The sequence below is a fragment of the Enterobacter sichuanensis genome, assembly GCF_009036245.1.
GTDB classification, from domain to species: Bacteria; Pseudomonadota; Gammaproteobacteria; order Enterobacterales; family Enterobacteriaceae; genus Enterobacter; species Enterobacter sichuanensis.
This window is the reverse complement of sequence record NZ_CP027986.1, coordinates 2321529-2347508: the sequence shown is the minus strand read 5'-3', so window position 1 is coordinate 2347508 and position 25980 is coordinate 2321529. Positions and strand designations below refer to the sequence as shown.

Here is a 25980-nt window from a genome sequence, read left to right as displayed (position 1 = left end):
GAAATGAAAGCCGGGGAGGCGGGCGGATCCATGCTGATGTCGGCGCTCAATGCCTGCCGCGCCCGGCTGAAAGCCTTCATTCGCGGACGGACGTCCGTCCGTGATGATGCCGACGACATTCTGCAGGAAGTGACGTATCAGCTGATGAAAGTGGAACAGCCGGTCGAAAACGTCGCCGCCTGGCTGTTCCGCGCGGCGCGTAACGAGATGACCGACCGGGCGCGTAAAAAGCGCGAGGTCTCGCTCTCCGGCTATTTTACGGGCGATGACGACGAGGATTTCCCGGAGGACGAGCTGGCCGAAACCCTGTTTGGCGTACCGCACACGCCGGAAGAGGAGTACCTCAAAACGCTGCTGTGGGAAGAGCTGGGGCAGGCATTGTCTGAACTGTCGCCGCCGCAGCGGGAGGTGTTTGAGAAGACCGAGCTTTACGGCTACAGCATTAAAATGCTGGCAGAGGAGACCGGCGCCAGCGAACAGGCGCTGTTATCTCGCAAGCATAAGGCGGTACTGTTTCTGCGCACCCGGCTGCGGGACGTCTATGACGCGCTAACGGGCGAATAGAGGTGACAGACAAAACCTTACACTTCCGGCACTTGTAGATTCATCACTATCGTTTATGATCGAGGCGTCTTGTTACTCTGGAATGTTATGCGCAACCGTCAGCTCCTCGGAAAATGGCTTTTGATTATCACCTGTCTGGCGATGGCGCTTTGCCTCGTACAGCGTGCGGTGATGCTCAACCATTTTTTACAGGGGCTGGATCCGCAGATTTCTCTGGTAGCTGATGCCCCGGCGCAAACCAGCGATACGGAACAGCCCGGCCCGTCGCCCTGTCAGTTGGGCGCACACTCGCTACTTTGTGCGCAGCCGCTGTTCTTCGACGGTGCACTACCAGCCATTATTATCTTCTTCGCGCTGCTGCAGCTGTTTACGCAAGGGCGGGCGTTTGCGCCCGTTGAACAACCCGTTCAGGCACCGCCTCCCCGAATACACCTGAAAAACTGCGTTTTCCGTGAGTGAAAATCATCGTCACCGCACGATAATTTTTCACTGTTCACGGAGTAAAACATGGTTAACCTCTTCAGGGGATTCGTCTTCCTGTGGCTGTCCTGCATCGGCATTGTCCATGCGGCGGACACCGGCTGGCTGGTCTCCTCCCAAAACGATCACGCCCGCATCCGCTTTCAGGCGGAGAGGGAACAAAACCACATTAAGGGCCTGCTCACCGTTGAGCTAAAACCCGGCTGGAAAACCTACTGGCGATCGCCGGGCGAGGGCGGCGTGGCGCCGCAAATCCGCTGGCCGGACGGCGTAACGGACAGCTGGTCCTGGCCGGTCCCGTCGCGCTTCGATATCTCCGGCATGACCACGCAGGGCTATCACGATAAGGTCACTATTCCGATTACGCTCGACGGGGTGAGGGGCGACACGCTCGACGGGACGCTCACGCTCTCTACCTGCAGCAACGTCTGTCTGCTGACGGACTACCCGCTGCACCTCGATTTTACCCAACCGGTGGATGAGGGCTTCCGCAACGCCTTCGCGCAAGCGATGCGCGCCGTGCCGGGCACCTCCGGCGTTTCCGCCGATTTGTCGGCCTGGCTTTCTGACGGCAACCTGGTGGTGACGGGGACGACGGACGGGAAATGGGATAATCCGGGGATCTTCTTTGACCCGCTGGAGGGTGACATTCTGCCCGGCGAGCCGGTCATTAAACACGACGGCAATACGCTTCGGGTAACGGTCCCCGTCACCGATGAATGGGGCGATAAGCCCGCCTCGCTGAAGGGCAAAGCGCTGTCGTTTGTGCTGACCAATGGCGATCGCGCGCAGCAAACCACCATGACCGTTGGGACAACGCCCGAAGAGACTTCAGTGGTGGACGGGATCGGCAAAATGGTGCTGTTTGCGCTATTGGGCGGGCTGATCCTGAACCTGATGCCCTGTGTACTGCCGGTGATGGGCATGAAGCTCAACAGCATCCTGCAGGCGGGATCGAACAGCCGCGCCATCCGGCTGCGCTTTCTGGCCACCAGCGCCGGGATCCTCACCTCCTTTATGCTGCTGGCCGGGATGGTCACCGCGCTGAAGCTGGCTGGCGCGTCGCTGGGATGGGGCATTCAGTTCCAGAACCCCTGGTTTATCGGCATGATGGTCGCCGTCACCTTCCTGTTTGCGCTGAACCTGTTTGGAACGTTTGAGATGCTCCTGCCCTCAGCCGCCGCCGGGCGACTGGCAACGGCAGGAGGGACGGGGATTGGCGGTAGCTTCTGTGAAGGGATGTTCGCCACGCTGCTGGCGACCCCATGCTCCGCGCCGTTCCTCGGTACCGCGGTCGCCTTTGCCCTTGGCGCGCCGCTGCACGCCCTGTGGCTTATCTTCCTGATGCTCGGCCTGGGCATGAGCCTGCCGTGGCTGTTTGTCGCCCTGGTGCCGAAAACGGCCCTGCTGCTGCCAAAACCCGGCCGCTGGATGAACACGCTAAAAAGCGTTCTCGGCCTGATGATGCTGGCCTCCAGCCTCTGGCTGGCGACGCTGCTGAGCCTGCATCTGGGCGACAGGGTCACTCAGGTGGTGCTGCTGATGCTGGTCGCCGTCACGCTGGCGCTGTTCGCAATGAAGCGGCAAACGGCCTCGCCGCTGTTCTGGCTCGTGGTTATCGCGCTGTCGGCGTTCGGCGGATATCAGGTGCGCGGTCTGCTTAACGCGCCGCCCGACGCGCCGGCGCAAAATACCGCGCAGACCATCCCGTGGCAGCCGCTCAGTGAAGCGGCCATAGAACAGGCGCTGGCGCAGGGAAAACGGGTGTTCGTGGATATCTCTGCCGACTGGTGCGTGACCTGTAAGGTGAACGAGCATCGGGTGCTCAATCAGCCGGAGATCGTTGCCGCGCTGCGCCAGCCGGACGTGGTGGCCCTGCGCGGAGACTGGAGCCAGCCGTCCGAGCTCATCGCGGCGTTTCTGGCGAAGCGAAACCGCTACGCCATCCCGTTTAACGCGGTGTATGGCCCCGGCCTGCCTGATGGCGAAATCCTCTCGCCGCTGCTGGACAAGCGCACCCTGGTCACCACCCTGAACAACGCAAAAGGCTAACTGTACGATGAAAACACTCCTTATTACGCTTCTGCTCCTGCTGGCCCCGGTTCAGGTGTTCGCGGCCCAGCCGCTGACGCCGGACCAGGAGCAGCGCGCGCAGCAGATGATCGCTGATTTTCTGTTTAACGACCCGAATTCCCCGCGCATCGGCGCGAAAAACCCAAAGCTCACCCTCGTGGTGTTTACCGACTACAACTGTCCGTACTGTAAAAAATTCGATCCGTACCTGGAGAAGATTGTCGAAAAACACCCGGACGTGGCGGTAGTCTTTAAATTTTTACCTTTCCGTTCGGAAAGTTCGCTCACCGCGGCGCGGGATGCGCTAACCGTCTGGCGTGCGCATCCTGAGCAGTTTATGAAACTCAACCATACCCTGATGGCGAAAAAGGGGTACCACGATGAGGCCAGCATTCAGGAGGCGCAGAAGCGGGCGGGCGTGAACGTGACGACGCCGGATGACGAGAGCCTGCTGACGATCAAGCGCAGCCTGATCGTCGCGGAAAAAATGGGGATCCAGGGCACGCCCGCCACCCTTATCGGCGAGGGGCTACTTCCCGGCTGGGTGCCGTTCGAACAGTTCGACGAAATGGTCAGTGACGCACTGAAAAACCGCTAACCTGAAGGGGGCGGAATGCCCCCGACAAACCGGAGAGGGAAATGAAAAAATTACTGTTACTTTCGGCACTGGCGACGTCAGGGCTGGTACAGGCGGCTGAAGCCATACCGGATGTGGTGAAGCACTTCAGCGAGCAGCAGAACATTAAAATCATCAAGAAGCTGGACGCCCCCGGCGGGACGCCAGCCTGGCTGGGGCAGTATCAGGACATGGGCGTCACGCTGTTTTTAACGCCGGACGGCAAACACGTGATCTCAGGTTATCTTTATGATGACAAAGGGAAGAACCTCAGCGAGGGCTACTTCCAGAAAGAGATCTACGCCCCGATGGGACGCGAGATGTGGAAAAACCTCAACGCGGCACATCCCCTGAAGGAAGGGGCGGATAGCGCCCCGCGTAAGGTCTTTGTCTTTGCCGATCCGTTCTGTCCGTACTGCAAGCAGTTCTGGTCCGAGGCGCAGCCGTGGGTGAAGGCGGGCAAGGTGCAGCTCAACACGCTGCTGGTGGCGTTCCTCAACCCCAACAGCGGACGTAACGCCGCCGCCATTCTGAATGCGAAAGATCCGGTGGCGGCCTGGCGCGAATACGAGCTTTCCGGTGGGAAAAAGTTGCCGAAGCCAGAGGGTGATGCTTCCCGCGAAACGGTAGCGATACTGCAGAAGCACCAGGCGCTGATGGACAGCCTGGGCGCTAACGCCACGCCAGCCATTTATTATCTGAATGCGGAAAATGAGCTGCAGCAGGTGGTCGGTATGCCGGATGCGCAGCAGCTTGAGTCGATGTTCGGGCCGAAGCCGTAATTAACCAGGCAGAAACGGGGCGTTTCTGCCTGGTTGTCATTCAGCCACCCCAGCGTCCCTTCAGGTAATTCACCGCCTGCTGCGTCTGCGGGCGGTTGAGGTAATCTTCCCGGAACAGGATGGTGCCGTTAACGTTGGGCAGCGAATCGTTGAGATCGAGCTGTTTTTTCAACTCCGGCACGCCGCCCTGAACCGTCCAGTCTGGCTCATTTTTTGACGGCTCACCCACCTTGTAGAACGCAATGCCAATGTACAGGCGAGTGTGGGTCGGCTTCACCACGTCGGCCCACCATCTGGTCAACACGTCGTAGCGCGCGGCATCCCGCGAGAAGGGCCAGTAAATCTGCGGGGCGATGTAGTCCAGCAGGCCCTGCTGAACCCACTGACGCGTATCGGCGTAGGATTCATCATAGGCCGCGGCGCCGCGGGTGTCGGAGCCTGCCGGGTCAAATGAACGGTTACGCCACACGCCCGCCGGGCTGACGCCGAACTCCACGTCGGGCTTTGTCTGTTTAATCGCCCGGGAGACCTGGACAATCAGTTGCTGCGTGTTGTGTCTTCGCCAGTCGGCTTTGGAGGCAAATCCCTGGCCGTACTGCCGCCAGGTCTGGGAATCATTGAGCGCGGATCCCGGCGATTCTGTATAAAAGTAATCATCGAACTGCACGCCATCTACCGGGTAGTTCGCCACCACTTCGGTGACCACTTTGGTGATCCAGTCCCGCACGTCGGGAATGCCCGGGTCGAGCACAAAGCGGTCGCCCGAGATGCGCACCCACTCCGGGTGCTGGACATAGACGCTGGACGGGGTCTGATAGGACGTCCGGTTCAGGGCGGCGATGGTGGACGGTTTAGTATTGGTCGACACGCGGTAAGGGTTGAACCAGGCATGGACCTTCATGCCGCGCTTGTGCGCTTCATCGAGCATAAACTGCAGCGGATCGTATCCCGGATACTCACCGATATTGCCCGTTAACGTATCTGACCACGGCAAAATCTTTGATGACCAGAGGGCCGTACTGTCGGGTTTCACCTGGAAAAACACCGTGTTAATGCCGAGGTGCTTAAGGTTGTCGAGCTTTGCGATCAGCGCCTGCTTTTGCATCGCGATGCGTTGGTCCGCGCTGCGGCCGTTCACCGAGGCCACCGGGGGCCAGTCGAGACGCGAGACGGTCGCCAGCCAGATCCCGCGCATCGGCACATTTGCCTGCTGCGTCGGTTTGCTGACGGTGGGAAGGGGGGTAACCAGTGACTTTGGCGGTTTTGAGGAGCAACTTACAAGTAAAAGTGCGCAGGCAGCCAGCGCACCAGTCCGTTTTACGTGTCGCGTCATTTGCGTATTAGCTCTTGATAATCCGACTGTTGGCCCAGGGATTAAAGGCGGGCGCTTCCTGTTCTGCGTGTCCCACATCGTTGAGAGAGTCCAGATACAGGGCTTCAACCTCCGCGCGCGCCCACGGGGTACGACGCAGAAATTTCAGGCTCGATTTAACGCTGGGGTCTTTTCTGAAACAGTTAATTTTGATTCGGTCGCCCAGTTCGCTCCAGCCATATTTCGCCACCAGGGCATTGACCATCATCTCCAGCGTTACGCCATGCAAAGGATCTTTGGAAATATGTGCAGTCATAGGCGTCCGGATGTCTCGATTTTTAGGGGATTGGGGTAAACGCTGAAAGGGTACAAGAAAGGAGGGGAAGCGGCAATTTTGGCGTGAGGTTTCTTCACTTCGGCCAAACCTGACGTCCAGCCGCCCGCAGCAACTGCTCGCGCAGCCAGGCGTTCGCCGGATCCTGGCTGTTTTTCGGGTGCCAGTACATGTTGATGGTAATGGGCTGGAGCGGAAGCGGTGGTGCAAAGAGATCCAGCGTGCTGGCGAACTGCTTCAGCATCCGTTCCGGCAGGGTGCACACCAGGTCGGTACCGGCAACCAGCGGCGGCGCCATGGCGTAGCTCTGGGTGGACATGGCGACGTGTCGCTGATAGCCCAGCCCGGCAAGAGTTTGGTCGACAAAGCCGGTAAACGGATCTCCCGCCGACGACACCACCAGATGGGAAAGCGCGCAGTAGCTTTCCAGATCTAACGGACCTGTTCCGCGCGGATGGCCTTTACGCTGGGCGGTGGCAAACGCGTCGTCGAGGAGTTTGCGCCTCACCCAGCCGTCATGAGCGCCCGCGCTCACGCCGATGTAGATGTCCACATCCCCGTTTTCCAGCTGCTGCGGCAGGTCAGCCATCTCCGGCAGGGCGAAGCGCAGGCGGATGCCGGGTGCGTCGGTTCCCACCTGGTTAAGCAGCCCGGTGCCGAGCATCAGCGCCGGGTTCTCATGCAGCGCGATAACAAAGGTCCGGCTGCTGGTTTGCGCGTCAAACGCGGTGGGCGCAAACATCGCGCTGATGCCGCGCAGCACGCCTGTCACCTGGGGCTTAAGCGCTTCTGCGCGCGGCGTGGGTAACACCCCGCGTCCATGCGGGGAGGGGATAAACAGCGGTTCGCCAAACAGCGTGCGCAGACGCGCGAGACGAGCGGACAACGCGGGCTGGCTGATGCCCAGCCGCGCGGCCGCATGGGTGATGTTCCTGTCCTGAAGCAGGGCGTCCAGCGTCAGGAGCAGGTCTATGTCCATGTCAGATATCCGCGTCATCTTATTTCGCGCTGCTGGCGTCCCGGTTGGTATAGGTCACAGGGACCCAGGCATAGCCGCCTTTCTCGCCTTTCGTCACATAGCCGATGCCCGGGAACGGCAGATGAGGCGCGGCAATGAGGTCCTTGTTTTTCACAAAGTCAGCGAACGCATGCTCGCGTACGCTTGCCGCTTTGTTCTCATCTTCATCGTAGGTGATGGTCACCGCAGGCTGCGGGAACTGGACCGCCGCGGCGTGAATGATGTCGCCGACAAAGGTGATCTTCTCGCCTTTGCTTGTCAGGGTGTAGAAGGCTGAACCTGGCGTGTGTCCGGGATGAACCGTGCCGGTAAGCCCCGGAAGAATCTCCGATGTGCCGCTAAACGGCACCACTTTACCCGCGTCAAGATAGGGTTTTAAGGTCTTCTGCGCGACATCGAAGTAGTTCTTGCCGTAGCCGGTTTTCTTCTGATTGTCGTCGTTAAAGAAAAAGTCGATGTCCGGTTTGCCAACGAAAACGCGCGCGTTGCTGAACACTACCTTGCCGTCTTTCACCAGGCCGCCCGCATGATCGGAGTGAGCGTGGGTCAGCAGGACTTCAGTGATGTCCTCGGGTTTTATTCCCTGCGTGGCGAGGCTCTCAACCAGACGTCCGCCGGTATCAGGACCAAAGAGCTGGCCCGAGCCGGTATCCACCAGAATTTTATGTCCGGGTATCGCAATCAGGAAAGCGTTGATGGACACCTCAGCCGGGTTGGTCTGGAAATTTTTTGCGAGCAGGGCATCAATGTTTTGCGGCGTTGTCCGGCGCAGCAGCTTGTGCAGATCCTGCGCGACGGTTCCGTCCGTAAACGAGGTAACAAGCACGTCGCCGACCTGCACGCTGTAACCGCCCGCCGGTTGTTTAACGACGTGCTGCGGCGTTTCTGCAGAGGCCTGTAGCAGAGGGTAAAAAAGCAGTGAACTGGAAATCAGCGTGGAAAGAGCAAGTTTTTTCACGGTAAGCATACGAGTCTCCTTTGAAAGTGCTCATCTTACTGCTCCGTAAAATTATAAGAAGCTGCCCAGAAATGATAGGACCTATAAACGGGATGGATAGGAAACCGAAGGGCCGGGAAGGCGCGCGATAGCTTTCCCGGCCCGTAAGACATTATTTTTTCAGCGGTGCGTTCCAGCTGTCCGGCGTGGCTTTAGACCATGAGCCATAAGCGGCATTAGGCAACACAATCCAGTCATTGCCGAAGTGTTCCGCGCTGGCCTCAACCAGTTCACGCTGCTGTTCGCTCGGTTTTTTGTTTTTAAACTGCACGGCGAAATCCGGCAGGCTGTCGCCGAACAGCATCACGATCTGCTGCTTTTTCAGAATGCTCTGGCGACGCTCTTCCTTGCTGACGGTATCCAGCAGCACGCTTTCGTCGGAGACCTGCGGAAGTCCGAGGGCTTTTAAGGTATTGAGCGTATCGGCTTTGTTTTCCTGCATGCGATCCGAGACATAGTAGATACGGACCTTACTTTGATTCACGTGGTCAAGAAACGCTTTCGCCCCCGGGATCAAACCGGGTTTCCCCTGTTTCTCCCAGTCGCTCCAGGTGTCCCATTTTGTATAGTCGTGGCACTGCTCTGTGTCGCGCACCAGCAGAGGCGTGTTGTCCAGTACCGTTTCGTCCAGATCCATCACCACGGCGTAATTTTCGGGCGTTTTCAGATTTTTTAATTTTTCATTGAAACGCTCGGTGGCAAACCGATATGTCTGTAGCTGCAGGGCCATAATCTCAGCCGATTTCTGCTGATAGCGCAGCGCCATTTCGTACGCTTTTGGTTCACACAGGTTGCTCTCAGCGGCCGTTGCCGTCGCACTCAGAACAGGTAATGCCAGCAGTACTGCCTTCGCCATAAAATTCACGCTTCTTTCCTCAACGCCTTGTTTAAAATCCGGAAAGGGTAGTGAAATTTAATGACAAATTGATGAATGCCGCGCCGCTATACCAGCATGTAATACCAGAACAGGGCGACCTCGTCTTTTTCCGGTAAGGCGTTGTACAAATAACGATCGTATCCGCCCAGGGTAAAACCATAATGGCGGTAGAAAAGGCAGGCAGACACGTTCACATTCTGGGTTTCCAGTCGTAACCCGGCGGCATTGACGCTGCGGGCCCAGACGTGCGCGGCGGCCATTAATTTATGCGCAGCGCCGGTTCTGCGTCTGGCGCGATCGACGGCAATATAATCCACCGAAATAAATTTATTCCAGCTCATTGAGGCGGTAATAAATCCGGCTATTTCACCGTCTTCCGTTTCCGCGATAAGAAATATGGCGTCCGGATTAACGCAGTGATTTTCAAGGGTTTGTATGTCGAGCTCGTAGGTTTTTATCCAGGGCTCGGCAACGGCTTCGATATGCAAATCACAGTGGATAAACGGCTCTCGGGCAATGTGGCTTATGGTGAAAGAAAAGTCACAACATTCAAGACGAACGAGGTCGGTATTTAATCCTTTTCGAATCTGCATAGTATTCTCTGTAGTGAGTTATTTCATAAAGAATAGACGAAGCGGATAAATCCGCTGAGCTCACGCACTTTTAATCCTGAACTAAGCTTGTACTTCATTCCGCGTAAAATGTGGGTCATTCGAGGACAATGAATGGAATTCAGGACATTTCAAAAGCAGTGGGGTGCTGAGTTTATTTCCGATGACGTTGTACGTTTTCGCGTCTGGGCAGAAGGACAGAAAAAACTTACGCTTCGTCTGGCCAACGCCGACGTGCCAATGACGACAACGGTGGGGGGCTGGTTCCAGGCTGACGTACCCGGCGTCACACACGGGACAGAATATCAGTTTGTTCTGCAGGACGGGATGACGGTGCCCGATCCCGCGTCACGGGCGCAAAAGGGGGATGTTAACGGACCTTCCGTGGTTATCGATCCCCGGCGCTGGCAGCCCGTTAACCCGGAATGGTCCGGACGGCCATGGGAAGAGACGGTCATCTACGAACTGCACATCGGCACTTTTACCCCGGAGGGCACCTTCCGGGCGGCCATCGACAAGCTGCCTTACCTGGCAGAGCTCGGGATCACCCAGCTTGAAGTGATGCCCGTCTCCCAGTCCGGCGGTTCCCGCGGATGGGGGTACGACGGCGTACTGCTGTATGCTCCGCACGCCGCCTACGGCACGCCGGAGGATTTCCACGCGTTTATTGATGCCGCGCATGGGCTGGGGCTTTCCGTGGTGCTGGATATTGTGCTCAACCACTTTGGTCCGGAAGGGAATTATCTGCCCCTGCTGTCGCCGGCGTTTTTCGATGCACAGCGCACGACGCCCTGGGGTAACGGCATCGCCTATGAGCAGGAGCCGGTCAGGCAATATATTACCGACGCGCCGCTCTACTGGCTGACGGAATATCATCTGGATGGCCTGCGGTTTGATGCCATCGACCAGATTAAAGACGCCTCGGACACGCACATTCTCCAGGAGATTGCCGCAAAAATTCGCGAGGCGATCCCCCACCGGCATGTTCACCTGACCACGGAAGACAGCCGCAACGTGATTTTCCTGCATCCGCGGGATGAACAGGGCCACACGCCGCTGTTCACCGCCGAGTGGAACGATGACTTTCACAATGCTGCCCACGTGTTTGCCACCGGCGAAACCCATGCTTACTACCAGGATTTTGCCTTTGAACCGGAGAAAAAATTCGCCCGGGCGCTGGCCGAAGGGTTTGTCTACCAGGGCGAAGTGTCCCTGCAAACCGGTGAATCCCGCGGGGTGGAGTGCCACTCGCAGCCGCCGCAGTTCTTTGTCGATTTTATTCAAAACCACGATCAGACCGGGAATCGCGCCCAGGGCGAGCGGCTCATCTCCCTGGCGGGCGCTGACAAGACGCGGGTACTGCTGGCCGCGCTGCTGCTTTCCCCCCATATCCCGCTGCTGTTTATGGGAGAGGAATACGGTGAAACGCACCCGTTCCTGTTCTTCACCGATTTTCACGGCGAACTGGCAAAGGCGGTGCGGGAAGGGCGCGCGAAAGAGTTTACCGGCCACGCGGGGCACGATGACGACGTACCCGATCCGAATGACCTGAACACCTTTCTCCGCTCAAAACTCGACTGGCATAAAATCGCCACCGACGAGGGCAAAACCTGGCTGCGGTTTACGCGCCACCTGCTCACGCTACGTCATCGCTATATTGTTCCGCTTCTGCATCAGGGGGGTGCCGTTGAAGGCAAGGTGGTCGCGACGGCCCCCGGCATGGTAGCGGTGAGCTGGCGCTTCCCGTCGGGGACACTCTCTCTGGCGCTGAATATCGGAACCCGACCCGTCGGGCTGCCCGCGCTCGCGGGGGAAACGCGCTTTGCCTGGCCGGACGTAGACGACGTTTTACCGCCGAACAGTATTGTTGTTCGCTTTGCTGATGGAGAAGCATCGTTATGATCCCTTCCGCCACATACCGTATTCAGTTCCGTAACGGAATGACCTTTGACCGCGTCGTCGCGCTGGTGCCATACCTGAAAGATCTCGGTATCAGCCATCTCTACGCCTCGCCGGTATTTACCGCAACAAAAGACTCTACCCACGGCTATGACGTTACCAACCCGAATGAAATTGACCCCGCCATCGGTGGACGAGAGGGGTTTGACCGCATGGCCGCGGCGCTTAAGCAGGCCGGCATGGGGCTGATTCTGGATATTGTCCCAAACCATATGTCCACCTCGCTGGAAAACGCCTGGTGGCGGGATGTGATTGAACATGGCCAGCATAGCCGCTACGCGGGCTATTTTGATATCGACTGGTCGCGACCGCTCACGTTGCCGTTTCTTGGCGATACCTTTGAGGTGGAGCTGGAGAGGGGAGCCATCACGCTAAAACGTGACCCTGTCACAAAAAAAGCCGCCCTGGTCTACTATGACGCCGCATACCCGCTCAACCCGGGCACGTACAGCGAGGAGAAGAGCATTGCCGAGCTGCACGACGCACAAAGCTGGCGGCTGATGTCCTGGCGGGAAGCGCCAAAACAGCTCTCATGGCGACGCTTCTTTGAAATCACCGGGCTGGTTGGCGTCCGGGTTGAAGATGAGGCGGTCTTCGACGACACGCACTGTCTTATTCTTGAACTGGTCCATGCGGGCGTGGTGGATGGCCTGCGCATTGACCATATCGACGGCCTGGCCGATCCGCTGGGCTATCTGCAGCGCCTGCGGCAGGCAACCGGACCCGACTGCTACATTACGGTCGAAAAAATTCTCGCGAAGGGAGAACAGCTCCCCACAGACTGGCCGGTCTCCGGCACTACCGGCTATGAGTTTATCGCCTCGCTGGCGGAGGTGCTGGTCGACGACGCTAACCTGCCGCGCCTGGAAAAAATCCACGACGAGACGCTGGGGGGCACGGTCGATCGCCACGCTGAACTGCGGGACGCTAAGGGCCTGATGACCGATCGCAATTTTGAGGGTGAATTCACCACGCTGCTCACGATTGCGGCTGACCTGGCCAAGCGCAATGACGTTGCGCTGCCGCGCGATGAGATCCGCCACGCGCTGCGCGAACTGCTTATCGCTTTTCCGGTGTACCGCACCTATGGCACTCGCGAGGGGTTAACCCCGCCGGACGTGGCGCTGCTCAACCGCGTGGTCGCCAGCGTGGAGACCTCTGAAGCGGCGCTCAGCCTGATTGTGCGCATTCTTACCGGCGACCTGCCGGAAGATTGCCGCGAGAGCGCCGCGCTGTTCAGAACCCGCTTCCAGCAGCTGACCGGGCCGCTGATGGCGAAGTCCGTTGAAGACACGCTGTTCTTTCGCCACAACCTGGAGCTTGCGCTCAATGAAGTGGGCGCCGACCCGACGCCGCGTGCGTTTTCCTTATCCCGCTTCCACCAGGAGATGCGCATTCGTCTGGCCCGTCAGCCCGACGCGCTGCTGGGCACTTCCACGCACGACACCAAGCGCGGGGAGGATGCCCGGGCGCGGCTTTATACCCTGACGGAAGCCCCGGAACAGTGGGGGGAAAACCTGGCCCGCTGGCGACAGATGAACCAGACCCAGGTGCGTTTCCTTAATGACGGTACCGCGCCGAACGCCGCCGATACCTGGATGATCTACCAGGCGCTGGCGGGTGTCTGGCCTGCCACGCTGTCTCCCGACGACGTGGACGGGCTTAAATCACTGGAAGCGCGTTTCCTCGGTTTCCTGGAGAAAGCGCTGCGCGAGGCGAAACAGCGTACCGACTGGATCGACAGCAACGAGAACTATGAGAGCGTGGTGCTGAGCTACGCGCGGCACCTGCTTTCCCCGGACAACAGGCCGTTTCTGGAGGATTTCAGCGAGGCGATGCAGCCCTTTATCCGCGCCGGGCTGATGAACAGCCTCAGCCAGACGGTGATCAAACTGACGGCACCCGGCGTGCCGGACATCTATCAGGGCAGCGAGGCGCTTAACTTTAGCCTTGTCGACCCGGATAACCGCCGGGAGCCGGACTTCCCGGCCCTGGAAAGACACCTCAGCGCGGCGGATGCCCGCGTGTTTAACGACCCGGCCTGCTGGCGGGACGGAAGGGTAAAACAGTTCGTTACCGCCACGCTGTTACGGCTTCGACCGCATTACGCCTCACTTTTCCATTACGGTGACTGGCTGCCGCTTAAGGTGACTGGTGAGCGTGAGGAGAATCTGATTGTTTATGCCCGCGTTAAGGACGATGAGGCGCTGATCGTTGCCGTGCCGCGTCTGGTGTTTGACATCACCGGTCACGACAGGCTGTGGGTGAATACCACGGTAGCAATCCCTGCAGAACTGGCCGGGAAGCGCTATCGGGATCTGTTCAGCGGTGAAAGCCGCATTCTGCAAGAGACGCTGGATTTAACGTCAGAAAAGGGATGTGTACTGGTTCTGCTTACCTGCGAATAATCGTGGAGAACGAAAATGGCTAAGGATACAACGTTTGAAATTCGGGCCGGTCATGGCCAGCAGTTGGGGGCGAATTATGACGGGAAGGGGGTCAACTTCGCGCTGTTCTCCGCTCACGCCGAGCGGGTGGAACTCTGTCTGTTTGACCCGTCCGGGAAAACAGAAATCGCCCGGCTGGAACTCCCGGAGTATACCCACGAGATCTGGCACGGTTACGTACCGGATCTGAAGCCCGGCGCGCTGTACGGCTATCGCGTCTACGGCCCTTACGATCCGGAAAACGGTCATCGCTTTAACCCGCATAAGCTGCTTATTGACCCTTATGCCCGTGAACTGGTGGGCGATATCGACTGGAACGACGCCCATTTCGGCTATGAGCTGGGGCACGACGAGTTAGATTTGAGCTTTGACACGCGCGACAGCGCGCCGTTTACGCCGAAATGCCGGGTCATCGACCCCAATGCCTTTGACTGGCAGGACACTAACCGACCAAACGTCCCCTGGCCGCATACCGTCGTTTATGAGAGCCATGTGAAAGGCTTTACCCAGCTCAACCCGGCCATACCGCCCGAACTGCGCGGCACGTTTGAGGGGATGGGGCATAAAGCCTCGGTCGACTACATCAAGAGCCTGGGCATCACCGCGGTAGAGCTGCTGCCGGTTCACTGGTTCCCGGACGATCAACACCTGCTCGACCGTGGCCTGAAGAACTTCTGGGGCTATAACACGCTGGGCTTTTTTGCCCCGGCGTCACGTTATTACGGACCCGCGGGGATCCAGGGCTTTCGCGATATGGTGCGCGCGTACCATGACGCGGGCATCGAGGTGATTCTGGACGTGGTGTATAACCACACGGCGGAAGGCAACGAGCTTGGCCCCACGCTCTCGTTTAAAGGGATTGATAACTACAGCTATTACCGCACGCTGGCGGACCAGCACCGGTATTACATCAACGACACCGGTACCGGGAATACGGTGAATACCTCGCACCCGCGCGTGCTGCAGATGGTGATGGATTCCCTGCGCTACTGGGCGGAATCGATGCATATCGACGGTTTTCGTTTTGACCTCGGGACAATTCTGGGTCGCGAGCCCGAAGGGTTTGATCCGCGCGGCGGCTTCTTTGACGCCATGACCCAGGATCCGGTGTTATCCCGCCTGAAGCTGATTGGTGAGCCCTGGGATATCGGTCCTGGCGGGTATCAGGTCGGCGGTTTCCCGCCGGGCTGGGGGGAGTGGAACGACAAATACCGCGACACCGTGCGCGAGTACTGGAAGGGAGATAACGTCTCTACCGACTTTGCCGCGCGTCTGCTCGGCTCCGGCGACCTGTACGATCTGCGCGGGCGTCGCCCGTGGGCCAGCGTTAATTTCATCACCGCCCATGACGGTTTTACTCTGAATGATCTGGTGTCGTACAACGAGAAGCATAATGCCGACAACGGTGAGGACAATAACGACGGCCACAACGATAACCGCTCGTACAACTACGGCGAGGAAGGGCCAACCGGGAACCCGGACATCATCGCCACCCGGGAGCGGCAGAAACGTAATTTCCTGACCACGCTGCTGTTCTCCCACGGCACGCCGATGCTGCTGGCGGGGGACGAGTTTGGCCGTACGCAGAAGGGGAACAACAATGGGTACTGCCAGGACAGTGAGATCTCATGGATCAACTGGAAGGGACTCTCTGAAAACGACACCGCGCTGCGCGAGTTTACCCAAAGGCTGATCGCCCTGCGCGCGCAGCAGCCGCTGCTGCGCCGTGAAAGCTGGCGCGACGGGCTGGAGATCCGCTGGTTCAATGCCGGCGGCGGTCCGCAGCAGGCCGAGCAGTGGGATGAAGGCTCGACGCTCGGGGTCTCCATCAGCAGGCCGGATCTTCAGCAGGAGGAGGGCATCTGGCACGACGTGCTGATGCTGTTCAATCCGTTTGAAGGCACCGTGCCGTTCCAGATCCCACAGTTTGGCGAAGGGGGATGGGTGCTGGAACTCTCCACGGCGGATGACGCCGCCGGGACAGCGATCACCGAAACCGTCGAGTACGCACTGGCCGGACGCAGCATTACCCTGTTCAGACGTCCTTAGCCTCAGAGTGATGCCGCCGCGCGGGCGGCGGTGTCATACAGGGAGGAGATCGTGCGTAACAGCTGCGCGGTTTCCCCAATCGATTTCCCGGCAATTCCGCTCTCCGCGTGGATCGCAATTAAACACGCTTCCCGAACGTCCCGGTACTTCATGCACAACGCTTTCCCCTCCTCGGTGGTGGAGAAAAAGAGCTCTTTGCCCGCTTTTTCACTCGTCACGTAGCCCGCTTTGACCAGCTTTTTCAGGGCGTAGGTTACCACGTGGGTATCTTCCACGTTGAGAACGAAACAGATATCGGCCAGCTTTTTCTTGCGATCGCGGTGGTTCACGTGATGCAGCAGCGAGACGTCAAAGGCGCCCATGTCGGGCTCGCCCGCTGCGGTCATGCAGCGCACCATCCATTTGTTGAAGGCGTTGCTGGTCATGATCAGCGCGTATTCCAGCTCTGACAGCTCCGCGCAGCGCTCGGACACCAGATGGCGGGAGGAGACGATCCGGCCGTCGTTGATATCGTCGTGATGGGGGCTAGCACTCTTTTCTGAAGTCATAACGTTCCTTAGCCAGAAATGTAAACTCATCGATAAAATAAGAACATTTTATTGATAAATTGTTTACATGTTTTTGAGGTTCAGATATAGCTTTTTAGCGCAGGTTTGCCAAACCTGACGAAAAACACTACATCGCTCGCCGCAAATTAAAAAAATAGCCGTCGGCGCGCAACGCTCACTTTCGATAGGGTAAACGTTATGGACGGTACTACGCTGTTGCCGCTGATCGGGATACCGATCGTGGTTATTGGTTTTGCACTGCGCTTCAACCCGCTGCTGGTGGTCGTGGTAGCGGGGCTGGCGACGGGTCTGCTGGTCGGTATGGATTTCGGCATGCTGCTGGAGACCTTCGGCGAGAAGTTCGTGAACAGCCGCTCGCTGGCCACCTTCATTCTGATCCTGCCGGTCATTGGTCTGCTGGAATATTACGGGCTTAAGGAGCGCGCCCAGGCCTGGGTGGCGAAGATCGCCAGCGCCACCTCGGCGCGCATTCTGATGCTTTACTTTGTGGCGCGTGAAGGCACCGCCGCGCTGGGGCTGATGTCGCTGGGCGGCCATGCTCAGACGGTCCGTCCGCTGCTGGCGCCGATGGCCGAAGGGGCGGCGCTGAACGAATACGGCGAACTGCCGCAGCACATCCGCGACAAAATCAAAGCCCATGCCGCCGCGTGTGACAACATTGCGGTCTTCTTCGGGGAAGATATCTTTATTGCCTTTGGCGCGGTGCTGCTGATTGACGCGTTCCTGAAAGAGAACGGCATTGAGGGTATCGAACCGCTGCATATTGGCCTGTGGGCCATTCCAACCGCCATTGCGGCATTGATTATTCATATGACGCGCCTGCTGCGCCTTGATGCCAGCATCCGTCGCGACGTCATGGCCTGGCGCGCCGAACAGGGTACGCAGGAGGCCGCGCAATGATGACGCTTATCTCCATTAACCGCGTGTATTACCTGATTGGCTTTGTCGTGATGCTGCTGGTCGTGATGACCCTTCGCGATCGCGCCAATCCGAAGCGTTTTACCACCGCGCTGTTCTGGTTCTTGTTTGGCGGGATCTTCCTGTTTGGCGACCTGATGGTGCAGGAGCTCGGTAAATCCCTGGCGTACCGCATCATCGGCGGCGGCGTCATTGTTATCGCGCTGCTGGCGGGCTTTGGCCTGGTGGGGAAAGGGCACTATAAAATGTCCACCGAGGAGGAGCGCGTCGCGTCGTCGAACAAACTCAAGAACTGGCTGTTCCTGCCCGCCCTGATGATCCCGGTGGTGACGGTGATCGGCACCCTGTTCCTGAAAGGGGTGTCGGTTGGCGGCGTGTTTCTGCTCGATCAGAAACAGCTCACCCTGGCGGCGCTTTGCGTAGCCTGTGTTGCGGCGATCCTTACCGGCTGGTGGCTGACCAAAGGCACGCCGCTGCATGCGGTTCGCCAGTCTCGTCGTCTGGTCGATACCATTGGCTGGGCGGTGATCCTGCCGCAGATGTTGGCCATGCTTGGCGGGGTCTTTGTGGTGGCGAACACGGGGGACTCGGTGCAAAAGGTGGTGAGCCTGTTTGTGAACCCGGATAACCGCTTCATGCTGGTAGTGATTTACTGCGTGGGTATGGCGTTGTTCACCATGATCATGGGTAACGCGTTTGCGGCCTTCCCGGTGCTGAGCGCCGGTATCGCCTTGCCGTTCCTGATCAACGTGCATCACGGCAACCCGGCGCCGCTGCTGGCGATTGGCATGTACGCGGGCTATTGCGGCACGCTGATGACGCCGATGGCTGCGAACTTCAATATCGTTCCCGCCGCGCTGCTGGAGCTGAAGGACAAATATCAGGTGATCAAGATCCAGATCCCGACCGCGTTAACCCTGCTGGTGGTGAACGTGTTCTTAATGTATTTCCTCGTGTTTCGCTAAGGAGCTGTCATGGAATTAACGCAACATCAGGCTGACGCGTTTGCCCGCATGCCTTTGACCTATTTGCGCCAGGAATACCCGAACCACATCATGCACCTGCTGAATGATGATGGCGACGTGCTGCCGCCGCGTGAACTGCACCCGATTTTCTACGGCTGTTTCGACTGGCACTCTGCGGTGCACGGCTACTGGCTGCTGCTGCGCTGCGTGCGTCTCTATCCCGACTTGCCGTGCCGGGAAGCGATCGTCGCGCTTTTCAACGAACACCTGACCGAAGAGAACGTGGCGAAGGAGCTGGCCTATTTCACCGCGCCGTTCCGCGCCTCGTTTGAGCGGCCGTATGGCTACGGCTGGCTGCTGGCGCTGGCCCAGGAGCTGAAGCAGTCGTCGTTGCCGCAGGCCGCAGTCTGGTACCAGACGCTGGCGCCGTTAACCCAGGACATTCGCAACCGGCTGGTGGATTATCTTGCAAAGCTCACCTATCCGATCCGCGTCGGGACGCACTACAACACGGCGTTTGCGCTCGCGCTGGCGCTCGATTATGCCCGAGCCGTAGAAGACAGCGCGCTTGAGCAGGTTATTCTGTCCTCAGCCGAGCGGTTTTATCTTGCCGACACGCGCTATCCGGCCCACTACGAACCCGGCGGTGATGAGTATATTTCCGGCGCGCTGACGGAAGCGCTGCTGATGAGTAAGGTATCAAAGGACTTTCCGGCCTGGTTTGACGCGTTTCTGCCGGATGTCGGCTCCGTTGCGGCACTGATGAACCCGGCGGAAGTGAGCGATCGTACCGACCCGAAAATTGCCCATCTTGACGGGTTAAACCTCAGCCGCGCGTGGTGCATGAAGCACATTGCGAAAGCGCTACCTGCCAGCCACCCGGCGCAACTGGCGCTGCGCGATGCGGTGGCGAAACACCTGACGGCGAGCGTCGGACATGTGGTGGGCAGCCACTACAGCGGGGGACACTGGCTGGCGAGCTTTGCGCTGCTGGCGCTGGAGTAAACCATTGCGCCGTCTTTCTTGCCGGGTGGCGCTGCGCTTACCCGGCCTATAAAACCCGTAGGTCCGTGCAAGCATAGCGCCGCAGGGCGAATCAGGCTGATGCCCTCACCGCCGGGCGCAGCCTGCTCAGGCTAAGTTTCTTTGATATTTAATGCGATCAATACCTTAGGTAGGTGTTTTCCCGTCATTTATCTGGAAACAGATATCTTTTTTACTATTGCAAAAGCGTATGATAGCGATTTTATAACCATGAATAATGAAGGGTTAATGTGGCTGTTATACCTTTGTTACCAAAAGAAGGAATCGCGCTTGTATTGGCAAACATGAGGATTGCAAGAGCGCAAGGTATGAGTAGAGACATGGCTATCCCAACGACTTATCTTTGGTTTTATCAAAAAGTAAGAAATAAGGGGCCGTGGGATTACAAACAAGGACACCCTGAGCTAGCAAACTTTGGGAACTTCAATTATGGTTCGGCTGGTTATGCCGCCGGGATCCCATCAGAAACGTTGTTGATGGGTGCTGGATGGGCGCAGGAAAGAGCTAAAACCTCTAAAAAGAAATGGGGTCACTGGTATCAAAAACCGCCTTATGGGGATGATCCTCGCGATCAGTTTTGGATAAGGCAAGGTATCGATTATGCAAAGAAACACGGTTATTAAACGGCTTCACTGCTTACTCACAACGATTCTTTTGTTCGTTGTTTGTGGGTTTCTGGCATACCAATACTATTTTTATGCTCCTCCTCACGATAGCTTTGTAAGCAAACAGAAACTATCTGATACCGTCACACTGTACATTACAAAGTATGACGATGGAGGCGCAACGGTGTCTGATGTTTACCGCTTCTATTTAGATAAAGACAACAGCGGGAACATTATGAAAGACCTTGAAGATCGTTCACCATTCCTTGAAGCCAATACAAGCACTGTTACAGCTTCTGCTTATGGGAACACGGTCAATGTAAAAATTACGGGCAAGGTTTATTCATTCACTAATTCTGATCTGTTCTATGCGGATGGTATAGCGATCATGCCAGTCATTAACCTCATAGCAAATGGAACAAGGGACTAATTAGCATAAGGAGATTTAGAAATGGCTGTACCAGTTCACCTCTTTTTGAAAGACGATGGCGGAGCAATGATTCGAGGCGGTTCTGATGTAGCAAAACGTGAAGGAAGCATAGAGCTTAGAGACTTGATCCATAATCTGAGCATTCCGACAGATGGGGCAACAGGTAAACTTACAGGAACAAGGCAACACTCAGCATTCAGTTTAACAAAAACTATTGATTCGTCGTCACCCTATCTATACAAAGCAGTAGCAACTGGTCAGACGCTTCAAAGTGCTGAATTAAAATTCTATCACATCAATGATGCTGGTCAGGAAGTTGAATACTTCAACATCCTTATGGAAGGCGTGAAAGTCATTTCAATAACTCCAATAATGCATGATACAAGAGATTGTCCCGGTACTGGGCACATGGAAAACGTATCTTTGCGATATGCAAAAATCACATGGAAAATTCTGGACGGTAATATTCAATTCAGCGATGCGTGGAACGAGCGTCCAATATCGTAAGTTCAGTAGATTGAGATTAATGACAACCCCTGTCATCAACAATTGCGCCGTCTTTCTTGCCGGGTGGCGCTGCGCTTACCCGACCTACAAAACCCGTAGACCCGTGCAAGCGTAGCGCTGCCGGGCGAATCAGGCTGATGCCCTCACCGCCGGGCGCAGCCTGCTCAGGCTAAACAACACCGATCCCGTCGAGGCGATGACGGCTATCCACAGTGCAACCTGGATGGCATGTTGATGGTCCCATCCCGCCGTCGCGGCCAGCAGTACGCCCACCGCGGCGGCGCCGAGACACTGGCCAAACGTCCTGACGATAGACAACACTCCTGAGGCATAGCTGGCATATTCCCGCGCCACGTTAGAGAGCATCTCCCGGTTATTGGGGCTCTGGAAGCAGCCAAACCCAATCCCGCAAACCAGACTGCGCAGGCAGATATTCCATGCGGAAGGGCTGTCTGGCAACGTCGCCAGCAGGACCAATCCACCGACAAAAATCATCAGCCCGAGGGTCGAGATCAGCGGCGCGGAAATCGTATCTGCCCAGCGTCCCGCATGCGGCGCGATCAGCACAATGCCAATCGGCCACGGGGTGAACAGCAGTGCGGAAACCACCGGGCTGTAGCCATAGACGCTCTGAAACAGGAACGGCAGCGCGACAAACGTGATCCCCTGGCTCACAAACGACGCCAGCGAGGTCAGCGCGGCGAGGGTGAAGCGTGCGTTTTTGAACATCACGGGCGGCAGGATGGGACTGTGCGCGCGACGGACATGCCAGATAAAGGCGAGGGCACTCACCAGAGCAAGTACGCCCCAGCACACGGCGGCCCGGTTAAGGTGTTGCGTCACGTGCTGAAGGCTGTCGGCCATCATGATCGCGGAACCTAACAGCACGGCGGAAAGCACGGCGCCCGGTGCATCAAAGGGCGATCGGTCAGTAGCCGATGCCCGCGGCAGGGCCCGCCATGCCAGCAGCAGAGCGATGCTGCCCGGAATAATGTTGATGGCGAACAGCCACTGCCAGCTCAGGGCATCCAGTATTGTTCCGCCGAGAACCGGGGCAATTGCCGTACTGGAGGCGATGAGCAGGGCGTGCAGCCCCAGAATGCGGCCAAGCAGTCGACCCGGGAAAACGGAACGCAGGATCGCCGGGGCGATACTGAGGGTGGCCGCGCCGCCGACACCCTGCAGAATTCGCATCCCGGTTAACATCTCCGGCGTGGTTGCCAGCGCGCAGCCGAGTGAGGTGAGCGTAAAGGTGGTAAGCCCGGCCAGAAACACCGGGCGATAGCCCACGCGTGCCGCCAGCGCCGCGAAGATGGCTAACGTCATCGCCGCGGAGAGCAGATAACCGTTGGCGAACCACACCGCGATATTCGCAGGAACCGCCATGGCCTCAGCCATCGAGGGGAGCGCAATGTTGATCATGGTCCCGTCAAACACGCCCATCAGCGTGGTGGTCATGACGGCGGCCAGGACCCGGGCGCGTTCATGCCCGGGTAAACCTTCATCGCCGGGCTGGTTTGAAAATAGCGTCATCGTCGTCACTCCAGAGAAGAATATTGATGACGAAACTATATTCATGCGCTATACAGGGCGGAAGACGCAGCAATTGCACTTTATCATTGCATGTAACGCCCTATCTGAGGATTCACCGTGTCCGATCCTGATTTTAACCTTCTGGTTGCGCTCGATATTTTGCTGGCAGAAGCCAGCGTGGCGGGTGCGGCGCGACGTTTAAACCTGAGCACCTCCGCCATGAGCCGCACGCTTAGCCGGCTGCGGGAGGTGACCGGCGATCCTATTCTGGTGCGGGCCGGTCGTCATATGGTCCTGACGCCCTGGGCAGAAGCCACCCGGGACCGCGCCAGAAGCGCCGTGTATGAGGCAAGGGCGGTGCTCCAGCCCTCCACTGAAACGATGAAGGTGGAAAGCCTTGAGCGGTTGTTCACTATCCGCGCGAACGACGGTTTCGTGGTGGCGTTTGGACCGCTGCTGATTGCCGCGGTGGCGAGCGTTGCTCCCGGGGTCTGTATTCGTTTCTCGCCGAAACCTGAAAAAACGTCGCGCTATTTGCGGGAGGGGCTTGTCGATCTGGAGATTGGCGTACAGGGCAATATGGGGCCTGAAATACGTCTGCAAAGACTCTTTCAGGACCGGTTCGTTGGCGCGGTGCGCAAGGGGCATCCGCTGTCATCACAGCCGGAGGTCAGCCTGAGTGACTACGTTGCCTGGGGCCATGTGCTGGCTTCGCCTGACGGTTCGTTACGCGGTTTTGTCGATGAGGCGCTGGCGGAACGGGGCATGAAACGCAAGGTCGCAAGCGTAGTGCCCGGTTTTCCGACAGCGTTATCCGTGGCGCTGGCGTCCGATCTGATTGCCATGGTACCGGCGCTGTACCTGCTCAATCAGCCGATGTCAGAGCGCGTACACGTCTTTGAACTGCCGTTTAAGACCCGCACCATTACGGTTTCACAGATGTGGCATCCGCGTATGGAGCGGGATCCGGGGCATCGCTGGCTCAGGGAAAAGGTCCTTGAGGTGTGCCGCACGGTTTGCTGACGCTCAGGGCACTTTTCCCGGTACGGTGAGGATGAAGCGCGTCGACTCCGAGTCCGATTCGACGCGGACTTTTCCGTGGTGCGCGGTGACGATGGATTTCACGATCGCAAGCCCAATCCCGCTGCCTTCCCCCTTACGCTGCCTGGACGGATCGACGCGGTAAAAGCGGTCAAAAAGCTTCGACAGATGCACCTGCGGGATCGGCGTGCCGGGGTTTTCTGTGACCAGCTCAACGTCGTTACCCCGTTTGCTGATGGAGACCGTCACCGTTTTCCCTGTTGGGGTATAGCGCAGGGCGTTGGATAACAGGTTATTGATGGCTCTTCTGAACATCTGCGGGTCGCCTTCTATCAGGCAGGGCACGCCGTGAAACGTCAGCGTGATGTGGCGTTCTTCCGCCCAGGCCTCAAAGAACTCGAAAACTTTTAGCACCTCTGCGCCGAGGTCAAACAGCACCCGGTCAGGGATCAGCTGGTTGTTGTCCGCCTGTGCGAGAAAAAGCATATCGCTGACCATCCGGGTCATTCGGTTGTACTCTTCCAGGCTGGAGTAGAGAACATCTTCCAGCTCCTTTTGCGTCCGGTGCTGACTCAGCGCAATTTCCGTTTGCGTCACCAGGTTGGTGATGGGGGTTCTTATTTCATGCGCGATATCGGCGGAAAAGTTGGCCTGCCGGGTAAAGACATCCTCAATTTTCCCCATCATCTGGTTGAACGAAATCACCAGCTGTTCCAGCTCAACGGGCACGCGAGACGGCTCCAGACGCGCGTCCAGATTTTCGGAGGTGATATTTTTAATGGCGTTACTGACGTTACGCAGGGGTAAATGTCCCTGGCGAACCGCGATGCGAATGACGAGCACAATCAGCACGCTAATCACCGCGGCAATCGCGAACAGATTCTTTTTCAGCGCCTCAAGATAGTGAAGATGAAAATTAATGGAGAGTCCGATCAGCATAACGTAGTTCTGCGTTTTGCCCTGCAGCGTCGCCGTTCCTGAAGAGGCGATAATCCGGTAGGTTTCCATCTTCATGTCGGACCCGGCATGCATGGCCATGTCCGGGTCATCGACCGTCCAGAGAAACACATCCTGTGCCTGACGGTGTTGGCTAAAGTTCGCCGTGTTCATCGCCGGGCGTAATGCTGCGCCTTGTGCCGAGCTGAACAGGGTATTGCCCTGCGGATCCAGAAGCAGGACGGCAACGTTGCGGTAGCCGGCAAGCGACTCTTTGAGCTTGCTGATTTTCTTTTGATCGGGATCGGCCGGGGACTGCAGTGTGCGGTGCATCGCGCTGCTGATTTGTTGCAGGTCGCTGACGTCCTGCTCGGCGAAATGCTTTTCGACGGAATGCAGCATAAACCAGGTAAAGGCGAAGAAGGCCAGTAGCGTGGAGAGGCTGATAAAAAAGGTCAGCCGCAGGGCGAGAGAAAAAGGGCGCCTGGGAAGCTTAACGGGCATCCGGCACCTCCAGCATATAGCCCACGCCGCGCACCGTCTGAATCAGTTTGGGTTCAAAATCGCTATCGATTTTTGCGCGCAGCCGCTTAACCGCGACATCTATTGCGTTTGTGTCGCTGTCAAAGTTCATGTCCCACACCTGGGAAGCAATCAGGGAACGGGGAAGCACCTCGCCCTGATGACGCAGGAAAAACTCCAGCAGGCTGAACTCTTTGCTGGTGAGCTGAATGCGACTCCCGGCCCGGCTCACTTTTCTCGACACGAGGTCAACCGTCAGGTCTGCCGCCTGAAGCTGGCTTTCTGCAATCACCGTATTCCCGCGCCTTAGCAGCGTTCTGACCCGGGCGAGCAGCTCCGCAAAGGCGAAAGGCTTAATCAGGTAATCATCAGCGCCCAGCTCAAGTCCTTTTACCCGGTGTTCTATCGTCCCGAGGGCGGTCAGCAGCAGTATGGGCATCCCTTTGCCGGCAGCACGGAGCATGCGGACGATATCCCAGCCGTTTACATCGGGCAGCATGATATCCAGAATCAGCAGGTCATATTCCGCCGTCATGGCGAGGTGGTACCCGGTCAGGCCATTATCCGTGTGGTCCACGACAAACCCCGCTTCCGTCAGCCCTTTGCTGAGGTATTCCCCGGTTTTCATTTCGTCTTCAACGATCAGTATTTTCATCTTGCTCCCCAGACTGGCTGCTGAAGACATTCTAGTGAGCCTGGGATCGTTCACAATGATTTATGCCAAAAATGACAGCATTGTCATTATCCTGTCACCGGTCAAACAGGATGCGTTCAGTAGAGTAACCCTAAAA

Annotated in this window: 25 protein-coding genes; 15 read left to right on the top strand and 10 right to left on the bottom strand. The window is 57.6% G+C overall.

All coding sequences use genetic code 11. From position 1 onward, the window contains the following. Positions 1-3 precede the first annotated feature (3 nt). The 5 genes from C1N69_RS11340 to dsbG all read left to right on the top strand — a co-directional run bounded on the left by C1N69_RS11340 (position 4) and on the right by dsbG (position 4515). The gene (locus C1N69_RS11340; RefSeq protein ID WP_155031926.1) at positions 4-564 is read left to right on the top strand and encodes an RNA polymerase sigma factor; all 561 of its coding nucleotides are present in this window, start codon (positions 4-6) and stop codon (positions 562-564) included. Positions 565-651: 87 nt separating this feature from the next. After that, positions 652-1023, top strand: coding sequence for a hypothetical protein (locus C1N69_RS11335; RefSeq protein ID WP_059386681.1), 372 nt, complete (start codon positions 652-654; stop codon positions 1021-1023). A 48-nt stretch (positions 1024-1071) separates the two neighbouring features. Beyond that, positions 1072-3096, top strand: coding sequence for a protein-disulfide reductase DsbD family protein (locus C1N69_RS11330; RefSeq protein WP_155031202.1), 2025 nt, complete (start codon positions 1072-1074; stop codon positions 3094-3096). A gap of 7 nt (positions 3097-3103) precedes the next feature. Beyond that, the gene (locus tag C1N69_RS11325) at positions 3104-3715 is read left to right on the top strand and encodes a DsbA family protein (protein WP_095448977.1); all 612 of its coding nucleotides are present in this window, start codon (positions 3104-3106) and stop codon (positions 3713-3715) included. 41 nt (positions 3716-3756) lie between these two features. Then, positions 3757-4515, top strand: a complete 759-nt coding sequence (gene dsbG, locus C1N69_RS11320; protein WP_155031201.1) for a thiol:disulfide interchange protein DsbG — start codon at positions 3757-3759, stop codon at positions 4513-4515. Between the two features lie 40 nt (positions 4516-4555). Here the strand turns inward: dsbG and C1N69_RS11315 are convergent, their stop codons facing one another. From C1N69_RS11315 to C1N69_RS11290, 6 genes are all read right to left on the bottom strand, one after another. Continuing rightward, on the bottom strand, positions 4556-5848 hold the full coding sequence (locus C1N69_RS11315; protein WP_155031200.1) for a glycoside hydrolase family 10-like protein: 1293 nt from the start codon (positions 5846-5848) through the stop codon (positions 4556-4558). A gap of 7 nt (positions 5849-5855) precedes the next feature. After that, positions 5856-6143 (bottom strand): VF530 family protein, encoded by a 288-nt coding sequence (locus C1N69_RS11310; protein WP_155031199.1) that lies wholly within the window; start codon positions 6141-6143, stop codon positions 5856-5858. Between the two features lie 94 nt (positions 6144-6237). Next, positions 6238-7158: a LysR family transcriptional regulator gene (locus tag C1N69_RS11305; RefSeq protein ID WP_155031198.1), complete on the bottom strand. Its 921-nt coding sequence runs from the start codon at positions 7156-7158 to the stop codon at positions 6238-6240. 1 nt (position 7159) lies between these two features. Further along, complete coding sequence (locus C1N69_RS11300) at positions 7160-8146, bottom strand: MBL fold metallo-hydrolase (protein WP_155031197.1); 987 nt, start codon at positions 8144-8146, stop codon at positions 7160-7162. A gap of 142 nt (positions 8147-8288) precedes the next feature. Continuing rightward, positions 8289-9041, bottom strand: coding sequence for a 5'-nucleotidase, lipoprotein e(P4) family (locus tag C1N69_RS11295; RefSeq protein WP_095440649.1), 753 nt, complete (start codon positions 9039-9041; stop codon positions 8289-8291). A gap of 77 nt (positions 9042-9118) precedes the next feature. Continuing rightward, positions 9119-9646, bottom strand: a complete 528-nt coding sequence (locus C1N69_RS11290; protein ID WP_155031196.1) for a GNAT family N-acetyltransferase — start codon at positions 9644-9646, stop codon at positions 9119-9121. A gap of 132 nt (positions 9647-9778) precedes the next feature. On the opposite strand from C1N69_RS11290, the gene treZ reads away from it, so the two are divergent. Genes treZ through glgX form a run of 3 tightly spaced genes read left to right on the top strand, consistent with a single transcriptional unit; the run spans position 9779 to position 16119 of the window. Further along, positions 9779-11566 carry a malto-oligosyltrehalose trehalohydrolase gene (gene treZ, locus C1N69_RS11285; protein ID WP_155031195.1) on the top strand — a complete coding sequence of 596 codons (1788 nt, stop codon included), beginning with the start codon at positions 9779-9781 and terminating at the stop codon, positions 11564-11566. Then, complete coding sequence (treY, locus tag C1N69_RS11280) at positions 11563-14031, top strand: malto-oligosyltrehalose synthase (protein WP_155031194.1); 2469 nt, start codon at positions 11563-11565, stop codon at positions 14029-14031. The genes treZ and treY overlap by 4 nt, the downstream gene beginning before the upstream one ends. A 15-nt stretch (positions 14032-14046) precedes the next feature. After that, a complete protein-coding gene (glgX, locus tag C1N69_RS11275) occupies positions 14047-16119 on the top strand; it encodes a glycogen debranching protein GlgX (RefSeq protein WP_155031193.1) in 2073 nt (690 codons plus the stop codon). Positions 16120-16121: 2 nt separating this feature from the next. On the opposite strand, the gene C1N69_RS11270 is transcribed toward glgX, so the two are convergent. After that, on the bottom strand, positions 16122-16667 hold the full coding sequence (locus C1N69_RS11270; RefSeq protein WP_047958616.1) for a winged helix DNA-binding protein: 546 nt from the start codon (positions 16665-16667) through the stop codon (positions 16122-16124). A gap of 198 nt (positions 16668-16865) precedes the next feature. Here C1N69_RS11270 and C1N69_RS11265 point away from each other — a divergent pair, with 198 nt between their 5' ends. The 6 genes from C1N69_RS11265 (at position 16866) to C1N69_RS11240 (ending at position 21157) form a co-directional block, all read left to right on the top strand. Then, entirely contained in the window at positions 16866-17588 is a 723-nt protein-coding gene (locus tag C1N69_RS11265; RefSeq protein ID WP_025756467.1) for a DUF969 domain-containing protein, read from the top strand. Beyond that, on the top strand, positions 17585-18571 hold the full coding sequence (locus C1N69_RS11260; protein ID WP_094917313.1) for a DUF979 domain-containing protein: 987 nt from the start codon (positions 17585-17587) through the stop codon (positions 18569-18571). The genes C1N69_RS11265 and C1N69_RS11260 overlap by 4 nt, the downstream gene beginning before the upstream one ends. Before the next feature lie 9 nt (positions 18572-18580). Continuing rightward, a complete protein-coding gene (locus tag C1N69_RS11255; protein ID WP_155031192.1) occupies positions 18581-19576 on the top strand; it encodes a DUF2891 domain-containing protein in 996 nt (331 codons plus the stop codon). A 269-nt stretch (positions 19577-19845) separates the two neighbouring features. After that, complete coding sequence (locus tag C1N69_RS11250) at positions 19846-20238, top strand: polymorphic toxin type 44 domain-containing protein (protein WP_045285733.1); 393 nt, start codon at positions 19846-19848, stop codon at positions 20236-20238. Beyond that, positions 20216-20650 (top strand): hypothetical protein, encoded by a 435-nt coding sequence (locus C1N69_RS11245; RefSeq protein ID WP_094917317.1) that lies wholly within the window; start codon positions 20216-20218, stop codon positions 20648-20650. The genes C1N69_RS11250 and C1N69_RS11245 overlap by 23 nt, the downstream gene beginning before the upstream one ends. Before the next feature lie 21 nt (positions 20651-20671). Beyond that, positions 20672-21157, top strand: a complete 486-nt coding sequence (locus tag C1N69_RS11240) for an Hcp family type VI secretion system effector (protein ID WP_155031191.1) — start codon at positions 20672-20674, stop codon at positions 21155-21157. Between the two features lie 129 nt (positions 21158-21286). On the opposite strand, the gene C1N69_RS11235 is transcribed toward C1N69_RS11240, so the two are convergent. Continuing rightward, complete coding sequence (locus C1N69_RS11235; RefSeq protein ID WP_155031190.1) at positions 21287-22690, bottom strand: MFS transporter; 1404 nt, start codon at positions 22688-22690, stop codon at positions 21287-21289. 117 nt (positions 22691-22807) lie between these two features. Here C1N69_RS11235 and C1N69_RS11230 point away from each other — a divergent pair, with 117 nt between their 5' ends. After that, positions 22808-23713 carry a LysR family transcriptional regulator gene (locus tag C1N69_RS11230; RefSeq protein ID WP_155031189.1) on the top strand — a complete coding sequence of 302 codons (906 nt, stop codon included), beginning with the start codon at positions 22808-22810 and terminating at the stop codon, positions 23711-23713. 3 nt (positions 23714-23716) lie between these two features. On the opposite strand, the gene C1N69_RS11225 is transcribed toward C1N69_RS11230, so the two are convergent. Together C1N69_RS11225 and C1N69_RS11220 are read right to left on the bottom strand one after the other, a co-directional pair. Then, positions 23717-25171, bottom strand: a complete 1455-nt coding sequence (locus C1N69_RS11225; protein ID WP_155031188.1) for a Cu(+)/Ag(+) sensor histidine kinase — start codon at positions 25169-25171, stop codon at positions 23717-23719. Next, a complete protein-coding gene (locus C1N69_RS11220) occupies positions 25161-25844 on the bottom strand; it encodes a copper/silver response regulator transcription factor (protein WP_025756461.1) in 684 nt (227 codons plus the stop codon). The genes C1N69_RS11225 and C1N69_RS11220 overlap by 11 nt, the downstream gene beginning before the upstream one ends. Positions 25845-25980 lie beyond the last annotated feature (136 nt).

What these genes read in the sequence shown, in the direction of transcription:
- C1N69_RS11340 (WP_155031926.1), top strand. Translation starts at nt 4, where the DNA reads ATGAAAGCCGGGGAGGCGGGCGGATCCATGCTGATGTCGGCGCTCAAT.
- C1N69_RS11335 (WP_059386681.1), top strand. Translation starts at nt 652, where the DNA reads ATGCGCAACCGTCAGCTCCTCGGAAAATGGCTTTTGATTATCACCTGT.
- C1N69_RS11330 (WP_155031202.1), top strand. Translation starts at nt 1,072, where the DNA reads ATGGTTAACCTCTTCAGGGGATTCGTCTTCCTGTGGCTGTCCTGCATC.
- C1N69_RS11325 (WP_095448977.1), top strand. Translation starts at nt 3,104, where the DNA reads ATGAAAACACTCCTTATTACGCTTCTGCTCCTGCTGGCCCCGGTTCAG.
- dsbG (WP_155031201.1), top strand. Translation starts at nt 3,757, where the DNA reads ATGAAAAAATTACTGTTACTTTCGGCACTGGCGACGTCAGGGCTGGTA.
- C1N69_RS11315 (WP_155031200.1), bottom strand. Translation starts at nt 5,848, where the DNA reads ATGACGCGACACGTAAAACGGACTGGTGCGCTGGCTGCCTGCGCACTT.
- C1N69_RS11310 (WP_155031199.1), bottom strand. Translation starts at nt 6,143, where the DNA reads ATGACTGCACATATTTCCAAAGATCCTTTGCATGGCGTAACGCTGGAG.
- C1N69_RS11305 (WP_155031198.1), bottom strand. Translation starts at nt 7,158, where the DNA reads ATGACGCGGATATCTGACATGGACATAGACCTGCTCCTGACGCTGGAC.
- C1N69_RS11300 (WP_155031197.1), bottom strand. Translation starts at nt 8,146, where the DNA reads ATGCTTACCGTGAAAAAACTTGCTCTTTCCACGCTGATTTCCAGTTCA.
- C1N69_RS11290 (WP_155031196.1), bottom strand. Translation starts at nt 9,646, where the DNA reads ATGCAGATTCGAAAAGGATTAAATACCGACCTCGTTCGTCTTGAATGT.
- treZ (WP_155031195.1), top strand. Translation starts at nt 9,779, where the DNA reads ATGGAATTCAGGACATTTCAAAAGCAGTGGGGTGCTGAGTTTATTTCC.
- treY (WP_155031194.1), top strand. Translation starts at nt 11,563, where the DNA reads ATGATCCCTTCCGCCACATACCGTATTCAGTTCCGTAACGGAATGACC.
- glgX (WP_155031193.1), top strand. Translation starts at nt 14,047, where the DNA reads ATGGCTAAGGATACAACGTTTGAAATTCGGGCCGGTCATGGCCAGCAG.
- C1N69_RS11270 (WP_047958616.1), bottom strand. Translation starts at nt 16,667, where the DNA reads ATGACTTCAGAAAAGAGTGCTAGCCCCCATCACGACGATATCAACGAC.
- C1N69_RS11265 (WP_025756467.1), top strand. Translation starts at nt 16,866, where the DNA reads ATGGACGGTACTACGCTGTTGCCGCTGATCGGGATACCGATCGTGGTT.
- C1N69_RS11260 (WP_094917313.1), top strand. Translation starts at nt 17,585, where the DNA reads ATGATGACGCTTATCTCCATTAACCGCGTGTATTACCTGATTGGCTTT.
- C1N69_RS11255 (WP_155031192.1), top strand. Translation starts at nt 18,581, where the DNA reads ATGGAATTAACGCAACATCAGGCTGACGCGTTTGCCCGCATGCCTTTG.
- C1N69_RS11245 (WP_094917317.1), top strand. Translation starts at nt 20,216, where the DNA reads ATGCAAAGAAACACGGTTATTAAACGGCTTCACTGCTTACTCACAACG.
- C1N69_RS11240 (WP_155031191.1), top strand. Translation starts at nt 20,672, where the DNA reads ATGGCTGTACCAGTTCACCTCTTTTTGAAAGACGATGGCGGAGCAATG.
- C1N69_RS11235 (WP_155031190.1), bottom strand. Translation starts at nt 22,690, where the DNA reads ATGACGCTATTTTCAAACCAGCCCGGCGATGAAGGTTTACCCGGGCAT.
- C1N69_RS11225 (WP_155031188.1), bottom strand. Translation starts at nt 25,171, where the DNA reads ATGCCCGTTAAGCTTCCCAGGCGCCCTTTTTCTCTCGCCCTGCGGCTG.
- C1N69_RS11220 (WP_025756461.1), bottom strand. Translation starts at nt 25,844, where the DNA reads ATGAAAATACTGATCGTTGAAGACGAAATGAAAACCGGGGAATACCTC.